Consider the following 18,063-nt stretch of genomic DNA (forward strand, 5'->3'; position numbering starts at 1 on the left):
CCCATACTTATGCGATTTTTCTTATTTCTTTACCTATAATTATAGAGAGCATTTCAGGTCATGTCTAAACCCTATTATGCATAATTAATTTTGATTAATCTAATTGATAATTTATTTCACTTAGCATTTTTAAGGTAAAAAGAGGAGTCAAAAAATTACCTATATGAATAATTTTTACAAGAAGTTAAGGATTTTACGAAAGTAGTTCGGTTCCGAAATTTTTCTATGTTTTTATTTCCTTTGGTATCTATAGAATTCGCATAAACACTAGCTTTTTAATTATTGCTAACCATTCCTAATAATTAATATCCATTAAATTCCTACTAAATTTACCTCGAATTTAATCATCGAAAATTATCGTATTTCTCCGTTCATAACAAGCATTTATTTCTGTGATAATAATTATCATAAGTTTTTTTAGTGATTTATCGCACATCATCTAAAATCGATAAAATCACCCTCATCTATGCGCATACGGCAATCTTCGATATAGTTAGATTTTATTCATTAGCAGAATTCATTAAGTTTCAGTCTTTCACCATTTTTAAGGCTTTCAAAAATGAAGAAACGTCTTGTAAACTCGCATGTACATTCATCTTTTGCTCATTACTATTGTATAAGGTATGATAATAGATAAATAAGTTATATAATATTATATATATAGTCACCTTATATGGTGTTGTGGCTTTCAAAAAAAGAAAGTTTATATATATATATAATGACTATAATTAATGTAGTTGGAGAGCTATATTTTTAAATCATACATAAGGAGAACAGAGAATGAAAATTTTACTTGTAGAAGACGAAGAAATGCTGAATGGTATCACGGCTAAATATTTACGTGCAGAAAATATGACAGTTGATACATGCTTCAATGGGCAACAAGCGATCGATTACGTTAACACATCTAGCTATGACGTTATCGTAATGGATATTATGATGCCAATCCTCGATGGTATCAGTGCTCTTGCACAAATGCGTAACGACGGTAATACAACACCTGTATTGCTTTTAACAGCAAAGGATTCCTTGCAAGATAAAGTTACAGGCCTTAACACTGGTGCAGATGATTATCTTGTAAAGCCTTTCGATCTTGAAGAGTTAACTGCTCGTATTTATGCATTAGCTCGTCGTAATGCGCGTCATGCACAAAACGATATCCATGTAGGTCCACTTACCATCAATGTTCCTCAACGTACTGTTAAACGCGACGGCGAAACAATTACATTGACTGCAAAAGAATTCGACCTATTATTCTATTTAGCAAGTAACGAAAATATCGTATTATCTCGTCAACAAATCCTTGACCATGTTTGGGAATACGATTATGAAAGCTACTCTAACCTTATCGACGTATACATTAAAGATTTGCGCAAGAAAATTGATACTGATGAGAATGTAAAACTCATTCAAACGGTTCGTGGAGTAGGGTATGTCCTCAAAACAGAAAACTAATGATCCTCACCGAGATCTAGATACCATGTCTGGGGCAGCCACCGATTTATTTAATCGGCTGCCCCTAACCTTTAAAATTATGTCTTGGTATACCATCTTTTTGCTTATCATTTTGATGGTTGCATCCGCATGGATTTACGCATATACACATGAATCCGACAATAAAGAAGTGCGCGAACGCTTACAACAACAAGCGATGATTATGGCTACAGATATCCGCAAGTTTAAACCGTACCAAGATAATACATTCTTCTTTGTATCAACTCAAGACGGCTATATTATTAAAGGCGCCTTGCCAGATGGATTCCCAAACCAAACAATTCTTTCCTTAGGCCAAGTTGGTGAAATTGCTGCAGGTGATGATACCTTCTACTACTACGATACGCCGGTCAATGAACCAAACTATCGTGGTATTTTGCGTGCTGTTACAAAAGTAAAAACAGCCTCTAAAAAGACGGAAAACCTTTTATACAGCCTATTATTAGGAAATATCATTTTCTTACTAATTTCCTCCCTAGGTGGTTATCTTTTTATCAAAAAAGGACTTAAGCCCGTCCGAACTTTGACGAAAACAGCTAAAGTCATCGGTAAAAACAACGACTTGAGCCGTCGTATCGACATTCCTGCTCGCACGGCAAGAGATGAAATCTACGAACTGACCACAACGTTTAACCGTATGATTTCAGGTCTTGAGGATTCTTCCAATCGTGAAAGACAGTTTAGTTCTGACGTATCTCATGAATTGAGAACACCAATTGCTGTTATTAAAGCAGAAAGTGAATTTGCTTTAAAATACGGTCGTACGGAAGCAGATTTACGGGAAGGTTTAACACATATCTTAGAGCAAGCCAAGTTCATGACTAATCTTGTAAGCCAACTGCTTGATGTAGCCCGCCTTGAAAATGCACAAGGTCTAAGCTTTGCACCTGTCAATGTATCATTGATGTTATCCAATATGGTGCACGACTATACAAGACTTTGTACAGAAAATACAGATAAACAGATTACGATTACATCTCACATTGAGCCTAATTTACATATGAATGCTCACGAAGTATCATTACGTCGAGCTATCACAAACCTAGTGGACAATGCCATTAAGTTTACAAACTCTACTATTGATATTTCGGCTAAACTCGTAGGCAGAGACTTAGTCATTACCGTAACAGATAATGGTATTGGCATCGAACCTGAAGCCCTGGATCATATTTGGGATCGTATGTATCAGACGGAACAATCGCGAAACAAAAAATCTAATCACGGTATAGGTCTAGGTCTATACTTTGTAAATAAAGTTATTAACTTACACCATGGCACAGTAACGGCCACGAGTGAACCACAAGTAAAGACTACATTTACAGTGCGATTGCCGTACAACACAACGGAAGAATAACATAAAAGGGACTGACCAATGGTCAGTCCCTTTTCTATATCAATTTTAATCCAAAAAGCCCATAATGTAGCAATTAATTAAACCATAAAAAACTAGCATATAGAAGCTCCTTCTATATGCTAGTTTTTATGTATTTAGTTTTAAAGCAACTTATTATAGATAATTAACTTTAGCCTACAAATTGTTACCAAAACGGCATATATACATATTCTAAGAAGGTCCATACAAGCAGACCCGCTACAGCACCAACGATAGCGCCATTAATACGAATCCAGCTGAGATCATCCTCCACCTTAGATTCAATAAAGTAAATAAATTTATCTGTACTGAGGCCACCTAATACTTGACGTATGATAGTTTCAATGAGGTCATATCCTTGTTCAAGTACGTAGTCGCCAATATCGTGTAAGGTTTTTTCAATACGATTTCTAAGATCTTCTGATTGACCGTATACATTCCATAATTCAAGAGCAATATTGACTAAAACCTGAGCTGGCGTCTCCCCATTTTCATCCCCTATGAGCAATAATTCTTCTATATAAGGGCATAAATGGTTTTCGATAACAGATTCCCAATCTTGTTCGCGAATCCAACGTTCCCACGCTTCATCAAGAGCATCGCAGACTTCATGGTTCTCTTCAATATTACGAATTGGTTCTACCCATTGTCGCAACCAAGCTGTTCGTTCAGGGCTATTGGGTCGTTTCCAACTTTCCAACATAGCATAGGCCTCTTGGACAATAGCCTCTGCCATTTCTTGATAGTTTACTACATCGGTAGCTTCGGACATAGAAATAAGGAAATCAGACCAGAAGCCTTTTCGCTTTTTCTTATGTGCCTCTTCTGCTACGACAGCGGTAAGCCAGGTAACCATAGCTGGATGATTAATCCGTTCTTGAATCACGTTTAAAACTTGCACAACCATACTTTCATAGCGATTATGCTCACATAAATCGAGTAATACGTGTTTCAAAACAGGCACGAGAGAATGTTGTTGAAGCAACCCGCGAATGCGTTTTGCCCCCCATTGTGCCCATTCTTCATTAGTTTGAGATTTCCATAAAAGGTGTAGTCCTTGATGAATCACAAGGCGCGCTGCTCTCTGCCCCTCAGGAGACAACAAGAACTTTTCAAACAATGGCACAAATTGCACATTTTTCAATAATACCTTACAACGCTCCTTGGTAAGCATCTTCGTCTCTACAAGTTTAATGACACCATTAATGAGGCGATCTTTATTGCGAGGAATTAGCGCTGTATGATATGGGAAGCCTAGTGGCTTGCGAAATAAAGCCGTTACAGCAAACCAGTCAGCCACACTGCCGATGAGGGCAGATTGAACAGCCCAGTACAACGGTTGATACCAACTTTCATAGCCAAAGAAAAATTGTCCTACAAAAGCAAAACAATACAATACGGCAGTCAAGCCTAGAATGCCATTAGCACGCTGTTTCAAGGTAAGGGATTTCAAATAACTAATCATTTGAGCACCCCCTCTACAATGATGGTCAAACCGTATAAGATGCCGCCAAGGACAGCGCCTATAAGGGAACCATTAATACGCACCATTTGAAGGTCATAGTACATTTTGCCGCGCACGATTTGTGTGATCTCATCAGGCGAGTAACGAGATAATTCCTGACCTACCACACTGTCGATGAGCGGGTTCAACTTCTGCAACCACGGAATACTACGCAACAAGAAGAACCGTTCAAACGGCGCCTGCTTGTCTGGATTCAATAAAATTTCGGTGCCAAGCACATTAAAGCGATCGATAACGATGTCCATAAGGCGTTTCCAGTCCAATGTATCCCCATCGATAAGTTTGCCTTCCCATTCTTCAAGAACCATTCTAATCCACTGATTTTTATGTTCTTCGATGAAAGCTTGCCATTCTGTATTGGTTTCTAGGTTATTGAAGAATCGAATTGCTTGGCCCCATACATAGCGCCCCAATGCAGAATCGATAGATTCATTTTCCTTCAAGAACTGAACGGCTTTTTTCTGTACCGTCTCTACCAATCGTTCTGGTGAAAGTCCATCTCCACCAAAGGCGATAGCCAATTCACGAAAGAAAGAATCCTTTGTATAAGTTTTCATAATGTCTAGCATGACGCGATACAAATACGGGTATACCTGATTTGATGCGATAACACGCTGACATGTGCGGTTAAAATAAAGCCAAAACACGCTTGCTGTGTGACGTTCTAGCATACAACGACCAAAGAGAATAACAAGGGGTGTTGCTTTCCAGTTTGTAACCCCCTTATAAATGGCCTTATTAATCTCTTGGCGCATCGGTTCAATATCCATATGAGATAAAACTTGATCGCCCACACCGTACAAGAGATTTCGAATTTGAACTTGTCCCACATCGCTCATGCCGTATTCAACGATACGGACCATAACGCGTTCTTTTTTGATAGCATAATACATCTGTGGCACGCGCAATAGCTCTTCGCTGAGCATAGTGCGACCTATCTGAATTAATCGTTCCTTACTGCGCGGCAAGATTGCCGTTTTGAAAGGAATGCCTAAAGGCTTCGTAAAGAGAGCCGTTACTGCATACCAATCCGCGAGGCCACCTATCATAGCTGCTCCAGAGATATGCATGATAAAGGCCCAAAATGTATCATGTCGTTGCGGATATGAAATTAAAAATATAATAGCCATGACAACCAATAGGGTGGTTGCCACTGGTTTGGTTTTCATCATCACTTGATCCTAACTTACTCAATTACGCATATAGACTATCCCTATATAACGTAGTGACCTCGAGGCCTACAGACTTTCACAAATTATATCTACAATCTAAAAAGTAGCCTCATCGCCATCTTTTTGAGGTTCCCAAATCGGCACCTCCCCAAAGAGAGCTTTAAAGTATACAGACGGTGCCCATAATGGACCATTTAAATGCATTGGAATAAAGGCTTTATTCACCTGTACACGGCGCAAAAACTCAATACTACCCCACTCCATAGCGTCTTCGAGACGATTATCTACTGGGAACATCGCTACATCTACGGATAAGCCGTCTAATTCCTTGAACTCACGCCAAGCCATACGCTTTGCATCCGCATTGTTTTCTGGCGTATCGCCAAGCCAATGCCACCAATTAAGGTCGCCTGCATGGAAGATAGAGTCAGAGTCGATATTCGCCGTATTTGTCTTTACGTAAAAAGAACCGCCTTCATCGGTGCTGCCATACATATGGATGCCTACATCATCTAATATCGCATCTTGGCCAGGACGCATGGTAATACATTTTTTTACCTTGCCTTCTAATGGCACATCTTGATGGCAAATATAGCGCGTTTGAGGACCATCAAATTCCGTAATGGACGGATTAAAGTGATCTCCATGAGTGTGGCTCACGAAGAACCAAAGTTCACGACCTCGTTTTGCCAATTGCCAAACAATATTATTAGGATCCTTATAATAATCAAACACATAGCAACGCTTACCATCCTCTACGAGGAATCCGCTATGCGCCAAAAAAGTAACATGTAACATTATTATCAATACCTCTAATTTATTGAGAATTTATATCATTCGTATTTTTTATTATACCATATTTTTCATGCCTACGCTTAGGTATAGAACGGGCTAATACAATTTAATAATAGCAAATTTGATAAGAAATGCCGCTGGCATTTCTCAGATGCGGCCAGCGGCTTTCATATAGTCGATATATTGGTTGCCCCAATTTTCAAGGGATGCGAGAACTGTTTTAAAACCGGCCCCCACTTCGGTAAGGCTATATTCAACCTTAGGTGGAATTGTACCATATACTTCACGATGTACAAGGACATCATCCTCCATTTGACGCAACGCTCTTGTAAGAGTTGCTTGCGTGATTGGATATAATCTTCGCTCTAGTTCACGGAACCGCACAGGACCTTCAGATAATTCATGCATAATCAACAAAGACCACTTGCCAGCTAATAACTTTTGGCTCGTTGCAAAAGGACAGCGGCCCACTAAATCATGAACATTTACGAGTTGCTCTGCCATAGTAATTCTCCTTTTCTTTCTAATGTAGTTCAAATCATATCACAATTTTTTAGTATTGCAAGTATTTTATAGTATCTTTTTTTAGGGTACTAAACTTTTTGAAAAAAATTTAATCAGTAAATATCATAATTCTATCAATTTTGATAGTACCTATCTTAAATAATTCTACTATTCAAAATATTTGCACATCTATATAATGGGGTCATCAGGTGAGCACAGTATTAACTGTAGAGTAAGGCTTAAAGATCGCTAGTAGTGATAATAATTTACTCAATCACATTTAAAGAACTACTCTTTCAACAAAAGAGATACTTTCAGAATAAGGAGAATCCTCATGAATATTTTAGTAATCGGTGCAAATGGTAAGGCAGGTCGCCAACATTTTACTGCAGTGCAAAACTAATATCTCAATCTCTTTTCATGTCTCTATATGCAATCCCCTCCCAACACAAAACAACATATATAAAAATATTGAGGGCTATTGACTGCAACCAATCGCCCTCGCTTATAATTAAAACAATACTTTTAAACAAATATTATTTTCTATATTTATATACAGTAGGTGATATTATGAAACGCATGCCAACATTATTCGTAGGTCATGGCAGTCCCATGATGGCCTTAGAGCATACAGAAACAACAAATACTTTCACAAGTATAGGACAAAATATTATCAACAACTATGGCAAACCAAAGGCTATACTCGCCATCTCCGCTCATTGGTATGCAGATGGTACCTATGTTCAAAGTGCAGAGAATCCAAAACAAATTTACGATATGTATGGATTCCCTCAAGATCTCTACGAGGTTGTCTATCCTGCCAAAGGAGACAGCAATTTAACGAAAGAAGTACAAAAATTACTGGGTAACTCCGTTTCTATAAATGACACTTGGGGCGTTGATCACGGCATGTGGACCGTGTTAGTTCACATGTTCCCTGATGCATCAATTCCAGTTGTCCAACTATCTATCAACAAATACCTGAGCCCAAAAGAAGCCTATCAACTAGGAACAAAGCTTCAGTCATTACGCGATGAAGGCTATCTTATCATGGGCAGCGGTAATATCGTTCATAATCTAAGGCGCATAGAATGGGACAGTCCATCCGGCACCTCCGCCACAATTGAGTTTGATCAATACATTTCTAAGGCAGTCTTAGAAAACGATATAAATGCTATTGTTAATTACACTCGACACCCTCATGCTAGCTACGCAGTACCTACACCAGATCACTATCTCCCATTAATTTATATTATGGGTGCTAGTAAAAGTGCAAAACCGACTGTATTTAATCAAACCTATAGTTTGGGCTCCCTATCGATGACGGGATTTATCTTTGAGGATGAGCCTCAAAACATACTTTAAGCCCATAAAGATACCCAAAAATCTCCTAGGAAATTTTTATTTCCTATTCACATAATAACCTTACATTACTATATATAAACAAATATATATATATATATTTATTTATTATATACGCAAAAGAACCGCTAGGTACAAAAACTAGCGGTTCTTTTCTTTACCATATTAATGACTCTACTAAACGAGTTTTTTAATGAAAGCTTCCATTTCCATCGGTTTTACAACAGGCTCGAAGCGCCCTACCACATTACCTTTACGATCTATAACAAACTTAGTAAAATTCCACTTTACCTCATCGTCCTTTAAATAATTAGGATCGATACCATTGAGATAATCTGTAAGCATTTCAGTTTTATCACTAGGTGGGAAGCCTTGGAACGGTTGTTCTCGTATCATGTATTTAAAAAGGTCTAATGCACTTTCATCGCGTACATCTGCTTTCCCCATAACTGTAAAAGTGACACCGTAATTCAATTTGCAGAAGGATTGGATTTCGTTATTAGAACCAGGTTCTTCCTCTCCAAATTGATTGGAAGGAACCGCAATAATTTCTAATCCTTGCTCTTTATATTGCTTATAAAGAGCCTCTAGTCCCTCATATTGGTGAGTAAACCCACATTTACTCGCCGTATTAACAATGATAAGAACTTTATCTTCATAAGTTTGTAAGGATTGTAATTCCCCAGACTTAGTAGGCAGAGAAAATTGATATACAGACATAGAATCTCCTAATTTAAATTAAAGATCTCTATTATATTTATAACGCACATCATAATCAAAGGCAGCTGTTCTATCAGCAGCAGTTTGCTGCCATTCTGTAGGTGCCGTACCATCCTTATCAAGAAAGAATCCAGAATCAAGATAGCGAATAATAATATAGTTAGAATCCTTTTGATCAAAGCCATTACCGCGGGAGAAGTCGATACCATGTCCGGTATTACGCGTTACGATAGCTTCCAACAAAGGCAATGTAATGGCATTCAACGTAATTTTCATATCACATTTGTCGAAAATCTTTTTAAAGAAGGAACTAGGTTTTTCTTCTTTATACACTAATAGTTTACTAATTGTACCATTAGATGCACACACTACGCGACGAATTTCATTAATAGGAATATCTACCTTACCATTCGAGATAACACCGTTTTTAATGGTAATTTCTCGTTTACCCATGTAGGAGTAATCTAGTGGCAATTGAAGGGTTTCTAAATTCGCAGGGAAGTCCGCTGTCAATTTATGGCGAGCAAAGGCAGCAATGATTGCTTTAGTTTCACGAATATTATGACCAGTATTATAATCTGTACGGTCAGTATCTAAATCTTGACCTTCTATATTTTTCCAATTATGGTCTCTAAATATAATCGAATAGTTACTATTTGAATTTAAATATCTTGTAAGATAAAGCTCATTTACATCATCAAAATCAATGTCAGTTATCACCTGACCATTTGCATCTTTGCAGAGTACACCATTGTAACTAACCGTCAATATACGATCCGTACTTTCAAAAACAACAGGATTTGTGTCGAATACAGAAATCATAGCCCTCTCCTTTTCATGACTTCAAACATAACTACACCTGTATATATCAAGTGCATTTACTCAATATATTGATTAAATATATTAATCAAATATATTTAATTTAATCATACACCTTCTATATGTATTTACGCAAACCGCATATTTCACCATAATATAGCTACAAACTAATATAGCTACAAACTCATAATTTTTAAGAAAACAAAAGACACCAACCATTCGATTGGTGTCTTTACTACATACAAGGAGCCATTTTGCAATAGAGCCTTGTCGTTATACAGATGATATTATAATCTATTTCATGTCAAACAAAACAGAATTTTCTAAGAAAATATGTTCATGCAGGCCTTCTTCTAAGGCTTTCATGGTCTTAAATACATAGACATAAGTAGCACAGCCATCTGCTGGTGCTGTGTACTGGTTGGTCAATGCACTTAAGGATTCCAAAAGTACACCTGCAGCTTCGTGTTCAGCCCGAAGTTCATCAAAGTCTATTGGTTTACCCGCTTTAAACTCAGGAAAGCCTACATGTTCTTCATGCCGGAAATGAGGTACAAGAGCGGATTTGAGTTGCAAAAAGGTTTGATAAATCTTTGTCAATTCCTCACCATGATGGTCATAATGTACATTTAGTAGTTTTGCCAAGCCTTGGTCAATTTCATCAATCATATTCAATTGTTCTCGATGATAGGTATGAACGATGTAGTCAATCAATTGATCTTTAGAATAACTAAGCACCTCTGCACGAGAAGATTTCTGAGCAACTTGTACATCATTTAACATAGCAATGTATGCATCCACATCTTTACCTGTTTCTGCAATAGCCTCTGCTAAAGGATGTCCACCACCACAGCAAAAATCAATTCCATCTTTTGCTAATACATCCATTAACTCTGGATTTACTTTAACCGCATCAGCTACGGTCATGGATTTATTAATAGTTCCAAAACTCATAAGATACACCTCCAATGGTTTACGCCGATCTATATTCTTATAGTGATACTATACGATTAACCATGGATTCTGTCTGTCGCAGTGGCTACGAATTTGAAAGTAACATGACAATAATGGTAATGCCGTAGAAAATAACATAAAGTAATGAATATAAAAATACATAGATATATATTGAACATACAAAAAGCTGGCCCCATAGAGCCAGCTTTCAGCATATCAAAACATGTACGACATATGTTTATATATAATTGTGTGAGTAACTATTAGATGCTTTCAACAGCAGCGATAGCGGCAACGTCTACAACGTCTTGAGCGGAGCAACCACGGGAAAGGTCATGAACTGGTTTAGCCAAACCTTGAATCAATGGTCCAAGAGCATCAGCGCCGGAGAAGCGTTGTACCAATTTGTAACCGATGTTAGCAGCTTGAAGATCAGGGAAGATCAAGATGTTAGCTTTACCAGCTACATTGGAGCCAGGAGCTTTCTTTTCTGCTACGGAAGGAACGATGGAAGCGTCCAATTGTAATTCGCCGTCGAATTTGAAGTCAACATTGCGTTCTTTCAAGATATTAACAGCTTCAACCACTTTATCTACTTCAGGAGTGGAAGCAGAACCTTTTGTGGAGAAGGACAACATGGATACGCGAGGATCAGCCATGCCAACAACTTTGCGAGCTTTTTCTACAGTGGATTCTGCAATATCAGCCAATTGTTCGCTAGTTGGGTTAGGCAATACGCCGCAATCGGAGAATACAAGCATACCGTCGTCGCCATATTCTTTTTTGCTTGTGAACATGAACATGGAAGAAGATACAGTTTTAAGACCTGGTTTAGTACCTACAACTTGTAATGCAGCGCGCAATACGTTTGCAGTTGGGCAAGCAGAGCCAGCAACCATGCCGTCTACTGCACCAAGGCGAACAAGCATAGCACCGAAGAACAAGCAATCACCTTTCATAGTTGCATCAGCCTTTTCAGGAGTCATACCTTTTTTAGCGCGCAATTCTACGAATGTATCAACCATTTCTTGATAACGATCGTAGTTAGCAGGATCGATGATTTCAGCACCTTCAATGGATACACCAACAGCTTTAGCAGCTTCAGCGATTTCAGCAGGGCTACCAACGAGTACAGGTGTTACGAAACCTTCTTTCAAAATAATTTCAGTTGCTTTCAATACGCGTTCATCTTTGTATTCTGGCAACACGATTTTTTTACCTAATGGTTTTACTTGGTCTTTTAATTTTTGAATTAAATCCACGATTTTTGCCTCCTTAACATTGGCTTTACGCCATATCAATACTATTATTATAGCAAGTTAACGACTCTCTAACAACCATTCTAAAACATTTCGTTGTTGAATTCCGTCGTAGTTGGCATTTTTATTTAGTTCATCTAAGGTGAGCAAAAACTTAGAGTATTGGTCTTGTACCGCCTCAAGCGGTGCTAGTTCTTGGCTCAAAGTATTAGAGTCAAGTACGGTCTCACTAACTTGATAATATTCGGTAATCCCCCCTTTTTGTGCTACAAAATCTATTTCACCCTTAGCAAGTTGCCCTACATATACAGTGTATCCTCGTCTAATGAGCTCTAGAAAAACGATATTTTCTAGAATATGACCTGTATCACGACTCGCATTCCCCACTAGCAAATTTCGTAATGTTACATCAACACTATAATACTTTGCATTGATACGTAGTAATTCTTTACCTCGTACGTCATAGCGATTTACCTTATATAACAACAAGCTATCCTGTAATCCTTGTAAATACCGTTCTACAGTTTTATTATCGATTTTTCGACCTGCACTAACGAGAGAGTTGGCTATTTTATTTGGTGAAAGTAAACTACCAACATTCGCCATAATATACCGCACTATATCTTGTAAAATTGTGACATCATTAATTTTCAATCGAGCCACAACATCATGCAATAACAAAGTATTATATAATCCACGTAAATATTCTTGAATATCAAAGTCTTCGCCCCCTAATTGCTGAGTATAAGGGAAGGAACTTTCACGAAGATAGGCCTCATAGGCAGGAATCAAAGAATACTGATTACCCTCATACTTGCTATGGTAAAACTCACTGAAGGACAATGGCAACATCTGAATTTCCACATATCGTCCAGTCAATAATGTGGCGATATCAGAAGACATAAAGTATGCATTGGAGCCCGTAATATATAAATCTGTGTTCTCTTTTACAAACAAGCTATCTACGACACGATGAAATTGATCTACATGCTGAATTTCATCAAGAAAAATGTAATTCGTTTCATTAGGCTGCATACGTTCTAAAATATATTGATACAACGCATGGTAATCTCGCAAATGCTCGTATTCCAATTCTTCAAAATTAATGGAAATAATCTGTTCAGGCTTCACATTATCTGCCAATAACTTATCTTTAAACAGCCTAAACAATGTAGATTTACCACAACGGCGTATGCCTGAAACGACCTTAATAATAGGCCGCTCTCGATTACGCCGTAAAAAATCTAGATATCCTTGGCGCTGAATTAACTTCATAAGGGCCTCCTCATCTATGTACCTTCTCATAGATGGAACCCATGTATTAGTAATATCAGATATCATATCACTTACCTAATAAATTTGGATTCCATTCCAACTTCATATTAATTTTATCATAAAGTTGGATTTCACTCCAAATTTTTATTATTTTAAGCATAAAATTGGATTAGATTCCTAAAGTTTTACTTTAAATTTAAACATACAGCACTTCAATTAATGTTTATCTATGAACTACATACCAATAATTGAACTCTTTACACATAATACGCTACAATAATAAAAACAAAATACGGATAGCCAAATGCCAATTTATATTCCTTATACACTCATTTAGGAGGGCTTATGGCAAATACTGAGACAACAATCAACGCCGTTATAAATCCAGAAAATAACGAAACGCCTATAGACATAGAGAAAACGATTAAAGCCTTGGAGCGAAATAAATTTGTAGTTCATTATTTTGAAACAGGCGCAGAAGCTATTTCCTATTTAAAAGGTCGTATTCAAAATAAACGTGTAGCCATCGGTGATTCTCACACCTTATTGGAGCTCAAGGTTCATGATGTCTTAGCCCAGGTCAACGATGATATAACAGATATTCAACGTCCCCTTCCTGGTGAAAGTTTTCGCGACACCGCATTGCGCACCATGGGCCGTGATGTATTCCTCACCTCTGTAAACGCTCTAGCTCAAACGGGAGAGATGGTTAATATTGATGGTACGGGTAATCGTGTTGCAGCCTCTTTATTCGGCTCTCAAGAGGTATTTTTTGTGCTAGGCATCAACAAAATCACGCCAGATTTAGCTTCCGCCATCTATCGCGCACGCAATGTAGCCGCTCCGCTCAACAGTAAAAAGAATAAAAAGAGCTCTCTCAATCCATGTGCTACATTAGAAGAAAAATGCTACGATTGTGGTTCTCCGGACCGTATATGCAATGCATTAACGATTTACTATAAAAAGATGCGCAATATGCAAACCATGGAAGTCATCATCATTAATGAATCTTTAGGCTTCTAATTGTTTGCGGCCCATTCAAAAAATCTTGTATGTTCATTTCTCCAAGTCCATATATGACTCTATAAATTGTAGACCACCGAGGATCTACGGCACCACTTTCAAGGTCACTAATATAAGATTGGGCTAAACCCGATTTATCTGCCAATTGATATTGAGTCATTCCCAATTGTCTACGCCAAAGTAAAATCAATACACCAAGCTTGTGAACTTCTTGTCGAACTTGTAGATCTTGACAACATACGATAGGATTCATGGCAACCTCTATCTACTTTCTCCCTCAACACATATTTATGCCTTTACTATAAATCTAGGCTCAATCATTTCCTAGTAATGGTTGAAAAGTGATAACACAAAAGCCTTAACAAAACCAATGTACAAATCAGTTTAGTTAAGGCTTTTTTCTTATGTGTATTATATTGCGTAGAGTTTCATCATTTCGTGGAATTTTAGTATATATAAAAGTTATTATCATTAAAAATACAGATAGTAAATCAGAAATACAGGTATTATCTATATATTGCAATTTTTATACAGTATTCATACATTATGCATACACTTGATTTATAAAATTACCTGACGCTATTTAGCACTATTAATACTACAAGAAGACTATACGATATATAGTAAATACGCAATATTGTTAAAATACATTTAGGAATAATAAGTCTATTCATAATATAAAAGGACTATACAGTTCAACTGTATAGTCCTTTCTATGTCTTTATATAAAATTATTGATTTACGCTTTCTTGTGCTTTTTTGATTTCCATGTATTTAACCATGCCATCAACAGCTTTTTTAGCTTCACGCATAGCCAATACTACGGTAGCAGGTTTGTGAACAACGTCACCACCTGCAAATACGCCTTCACGACTAGTCATACCATATGGATCTTCAGATGTAATAATATAACCTTTTTCATCTACTTTTAAGTTATTACCTTCACCTACAAGACGAGCATTTGGTTTATGACCTGCGGCGATAATGATTTTATCAACAGGCATTACTTGGAAGTTACCAGTGCCGTGGATACCTGCACCATCTTCGTTAAGTGCCATCACTTCGTATTTGAAGCCTTCTACCTTATCTGTACCTTCTACGCCTACTGGAGAAGCAAACCATTGGAACTGAACGCCTTCAGCACGAGCTTCTTCGTATTCAGACAACAAGGCTGGCATTTGTTCTTGGCTACGACGATATGCTACAGTTACCGCTTCGCAGCCTAAACGGACGCATGTACGAGCCGCATCCATCGCTACGTTGCCACCGCCGATGATGATAACACGATCGCCTTTTTTAACAGGAATTTGATCTTCATCAAGTTCTCCATTTTCTACCAATTGTACGTTAGTCAACAAGTACATCGCTTGGAATACACCATGCACTTCATCGTTTCCCATGCGCACTTCTTGAGGAATATGTGTACCAGTACCGATAAAGATAGAGTCAAAACCTTCAGTAAAGAGATCATCCAAAGTTTTATCTTGACCAATAAATGTATTACATACGAATTTAACACCTAAACCTTCAAGACGAGCGATTTCACGACGTACAACGGCTTTGGACAAGCGGAATTCCGGAATACCAAATAAGAGTACGCCCCCTGGTTCAGATTGACCTTCAAATACGGTTACTTCATAACCGAGTTTAGCCACATCACCTGCTACGGACAAACCTGCAGGACCAGACCCTACTACCGCTACCTTACCAAGATCTTGTTTAATCTTCTTAGGTTTGCGAAGTTCATTGATGCTTTCAAAGTCAGCAGCGAAGCGTTCCAATTTACCGATGTTAATAGGCGGTTTTTTCGCCTTATTCATGATACAGTTGCCTTCGCATTGATTTTCTCGTGGGCACACACGACCGCAGATAGACGGTAAATTTGTTCGTTCCGCCAAGATATCATTAGCTTCACCAAAATTACCACGTGCGATAGCTTGGATGAAACGAGGTATTTCGTTTTCAATAGGACAACCCATACGGCACAATGGCTTTGGACAGTTTAGACAACGTTTCGCCTCCGCGAGCGCTTCCTCCATCGTATAATCCGCATCAAAATGTAGTGGTTTTAATTCGTTACTCATGGCACATGCCTCCTAACAAGGATCCAGTATACTATACTTACAGCGTTGCATGCACCTAAGCATTCCGATGAGCCCTCTCACATAGGGACGCCGCCACATGCTGCTAACATTTATCTTTTGTAACCATTCGATAGACGTGTGGTCACTGGTCAGACTCACACTATTCTATAGTATATTCTAAATTGTGAAAGTCCCAACAGTCAAGCAAATATAACACCTTTTGTATACGAATATAGCCCCTATTCATGCAAGGATTGCATAGATTTTATACAAGTCCATTTACATATAATAGGATGCATGTATACTGATAATAGATACAGTAATAAGAATTAGAGATACACCTTACGGAATAGAAATATCTATTTTGTAATTGAATATATACATATAAGAATTAAAGACATACAACTCAAGGTATATCCTTATATGAGGTTTCTTATGAACACAGCAGAATTCACTAGCAAATACTATATAGACCGCCGCGGTTCTCATTCCCGAAAATGGGACGGTCAGCATTTAAAATTCAGTCGCACCGACCTATTACCATTATGGGTTGCAGATATGGACTTTATGCCACCGCAGTGTATTCAAGAGGCCATCTGTAACTATGTGAAAGCCAATCCTCTAGGTTATACTATGACAAATCCAAATTATATAGAGGCCGTCATAAATTGGTACAAACGACGTCACAACTGCGGTATTGAACAGGACTGCCTCGCTAGCGCCCCCAATGTCATTACCGGTATTATGTGGTGTATTGGGGCTTTCACAAAACCAAACGATTCCATCGCCGTTCTAAGTCCTGTATACGGCGCCTTTGATACGAGCGCTAGCGATGCACACCGTCACATCATCGCAGTTCCGATGAAACGGAACGAAGATAATCGCTATACTGTCGATTATGAGACCTTTGAAATAGCAATTATCGAGCACGATGTGAAGCTGTTCATTCACTGCAACCCACACAACCCTGTGGGCCATGTGTGGACGGAAGAGGAGATGGGCCGATTATTTGGCATCTGTAAGCGCCACCATGTGCTCATCATAAGCGACGAAATCCATCAAGACCTTATTACAGGCCCAACAGCCTTTACATCATCCTTAACCGTAAAGAGCGGAGCCTATACAGATAACATGATTGCCATGTCCTCCTTGTCCAAGTCGTTCAATATGGCTAGCTTGCACCACGCAGAGGTTATCATTCCTAACGAAAAGCTACGAAGCCAATTCAACGCCTATAAAGCTCATGTATACCATACGGACTCAGACGTTATTGCCGAAACTGCCATCACAGCAGCCTACACTCACCCAGAGGCCGAAGCATGGTTAACAGATGTACTGGCCATGGTTCGTGAAAACTATGAATATCTATGCCGAGAGCTTTGTACGGCATTACCAAAAATCCGCATCAGCCCTATGGATGGCACCTATTTAGCGTGGATTGACTTTAGTGCCTATGTAAAGCCCGAAGATATGCACGACCTATTTGAAAACAAATGCCACCTCGCACCAAGCTTTGGCGAATGGTTCGGAGGCGAAAACTACGCAACCTTTGTACGTCTGAACTTGGCTACAAGCCTAGAAAACATAAAAACCGCTACCCACAGCATTATTAGAAATATTTAACATATCAGTCATATTAAGCATAGTAATTGTATCCAATCATACTATCCCCTACACAACCTTAGTACATACAGAAATGTATGTG

General features: G+C 38.3%; 16 protein-coding genes. 5 read left to right on the plus strand and 11 right to left on the minus strand.

What is annotated here, in order from left to right; translation table 11 throughout:
• The first annotated feature begins 780 nt into the window (after positions 1–780).
• Both ACLRYO_RS05170 and ACLRYO_RS05175 read left to right on the plus strand, forming a co-directional pair.
• Positions 781–1,455: a response regulator transcription factor gene (locus ACLRYO_RS05170; RefSeq protein ID WP_004698139.1), complete on the plus strand. Its 675-nt coding sequence runs from the start codon at positions 781–783 to the stop codon at positions 1,453–1,455.
• A complete protein-coding gene (locus ACLRYO_RS05175; protein ID WP_038150483.1) occupies positions 1,433–2,848 on the plus strand; it encodes a sensor histidine kinase in 1,416 nt (471 codons plus the stop codon). Before ACLRYO_RS05170 ends, ACLRYO_RS05175 begins: the two co-directional genes overlap by 23 nt.
• A gap of 184 nt (positions 2,849–3,032) precedes the next feature.
• Here the strand turns inward: ACLRYO_RS05175 and ACLRYO_RS05180 are convergent, their stop codons facing one another.
• The 4 genes from ACLRYO_RS05180 to ACLRYO_RS05195 all read right to left on the minus strand — a co-directional run bounded on the left by ACLRYO_RS05180 (position 3,033) and on the right by ACLRYO_RS05195 (position 6,862).
• Entirely contained in the window at positions 3,033–4,331 is a 1,299-nt protein-coding gene (locus tag ACLRYO_RS05180) for a DUF445 domain-containing protein (protein ID WP_413084698.1), read from the minus strand.
• Positions 4,328–5,563, minus strand: a complete 1,236-nt coding sequence (locus ACLRYO_RS05185) for a DUF445 family protein (protein ID WP_413084699.1) — start codon at positions 5,561–5,563, stop codon at positions 4,328–4,330. The genes ACLRYO_RS05180 and ACLRYO_RS05185 overlap by 4 nt, the downstream gene beginning before the upstream one ends.
• Before the next feature lie 96 nt (positions 5,564–5,659).
• Positions 5,660–6,361 carry an MBL fold metallo-hydrolase gene (locus ACLRYO_RS05190; protein ID WP_024061520.1) on the minus strand — a complete coding sequence of 234 codons (702 nt, stop codon included), beginning with the start codon at positions 6,359–6,361 and terminating at the stop codon, positions 5,660–5,662.
• Positions 6,362–6,505: 144 nt separating this feature from the next.
• Entirely contained in the window at positions 6,506–6,862 is a 357-nt protein-coding gene (locus ACLRYO_RS05195; RefSeq protein ID WP_413084700.1) for a winged helix-turn-helix transcriptional regulator, read from the minus strand.
• 570 nt (positions 6,863–7,432) lie between these two features.
• Here ACLRYO_RS05195 and ygiD point away from each other — a divergent pair.
• On the plus strand, positions 7,433–8,227 hold the full coding sequence (ygiD, locus tag ACLRYO_RS05200) for a 4,5-DOPA dioxygenase extradiol (protein ID WP_413084701.1): 795 nt from the start codon (positions 7,433–7,435) through the stop codon (positions 8,225–8,227).
• Between the two features lie 174 nt (positions 8,228–8,401).
• Here ygiD and ACLRYO_RS05205 read toward each other — a convergent pair whose 3' ends face one another.
• From ACLRYO_RS05205 to ACLRYO_RS05225, 5 genes are all read right to left on the minus strand, one after another.
• Positions 8,402–8,944 carry a glutathione peroxidase gene (locus ACLRYO_RS05205; RefSeq protein ID WP_413084702.1) on the minus strand — a complete coding sequence of 181 codons (543 nt, stop codon included), beginning with the start codon at positions 8,942–8,944 and terminating at the stop codon, positions 8,402–8,404.
• A gap of 18 nt (positions 8,945–8,962) precedes the next feature.
• On the minus strand, positions 8,963–9,766 hold the full coding sequence (locus ACLRYO_RS05210; RefSeq protein WP_413084703.1) for a hypothetical protein: 804 nt from the start codon (positions 9,764–9,766) through the stop codon (positions 8,963–8,965).
• 291 nt (positions 9,767–10,057) lie between these two features.
• Entirely contained in the window at positions 10,058–10,717 is a 660-nt protein-coding gene (locus ACLRYO_RS05215; protein ID WP_413084704.1) for a DUF542 domain-containing protein, read from the minus strand.
• A gap of 263 nt (positions 10,718–10,980) precedes the next feature.
• Positions 10,981–11,979, minus strand: coding sequence for a phosphate acetyltransferase (gene pta, locus ACLRYO_RS05220; protein WP_012864922.1), 999 nt, complete (start codon positions 11,977–11,979; stop codon positions 10,981–10,983).
• Positions 11,980–12,036: 57 nt separating this feature from the next.
• Positions 12,037–13,251: an ATP-binding protein gene (locus tag ACLRYO_RS05225; RefSeq protein WP_105087230.1), complete on the minus strand. Its 1,215-nt coding sequence runs from the start codon at positions 13,249–13,251 to the stop codon at positions 12,037–12,039.
• Between the two features lie 345 nt (positions 13,252–13,596).
• On the opposite strand from ACLRYO_RS05225, the gene ACLRYO_RS05230 reads away from it, so the two are divergent.
• Positions 13,597–14,274 (plus strand): lactate utilization protein, encoded by a 678-nt coding sequence (locus ACLRYO_RS05230; RefSeq protein ID WP_077707780.1) that lies wholly within the window; start codon positions 13,597–13,599, stop codon positions 14,272–14,274.
• On the opposite strand, the gene ACLRYO_RS05235 is transcribed toward ACLRYO_RS05230, so the two are convergent.
• Together ACLRYO_RS05235 and ACLRYO_RS05240 are read right to left on the minus strand one after the other, a co-directional pair.
• Positions 14,252–14,527 (minus strand): helix-turn-helix domain-containing protein, encoded by a 276-nt coding sequence (locus tag ACLRYO_RS05235; protein ID WP_120055025.1) that lies wholly within the window; start codon positions 14,525–14,527, stop codon positions 14,252–14,254. The genes ACLRYO_RS05230 and ACLRYO_RS05235 overlap by 23 nt on opposite strands.
• A gap of 478 nt (positions 14,528–15,005) precedes the next feature.
• Entirely contained in the window at positions 15,006–16,358 is a 1,353-nt protein-coding gene (locus ACLRYO_RS05240) for an FAD-dependent oxidoreductase (RefSeq protein WP_413084705.1), read from the minus strand.
• 435 nt (positions 16,359–16,793) lie between these two features.
• Between ACLRYO_RS05240 and ACLRYO_RS05245 the strand changes: the two genes are divergently transcribed.
• Positions 16,794–17,981 carry a MalY/PatB family protein gene (locus ACLRYO_RS05245; protein WP_024061511.1) on the plus strand — a complete coding sequence of 396 codons (1,188 nt, stop codon included), beginning with the start codon at positions 16,794–16,796 and terminating at the stop codon, positions 17,979–17,981.
• Positions 17,982–18,063: the final 82 nt, after the last annotated feature.

It is taken from the genome of Veillonella parvula (assembly GCF_047241225.1).
Lineage (GTDB): Bacteria > Bacillota > Negativicutes > Veillonellales > Veillonellaceae > Veillonella > Veillonella parvula_O.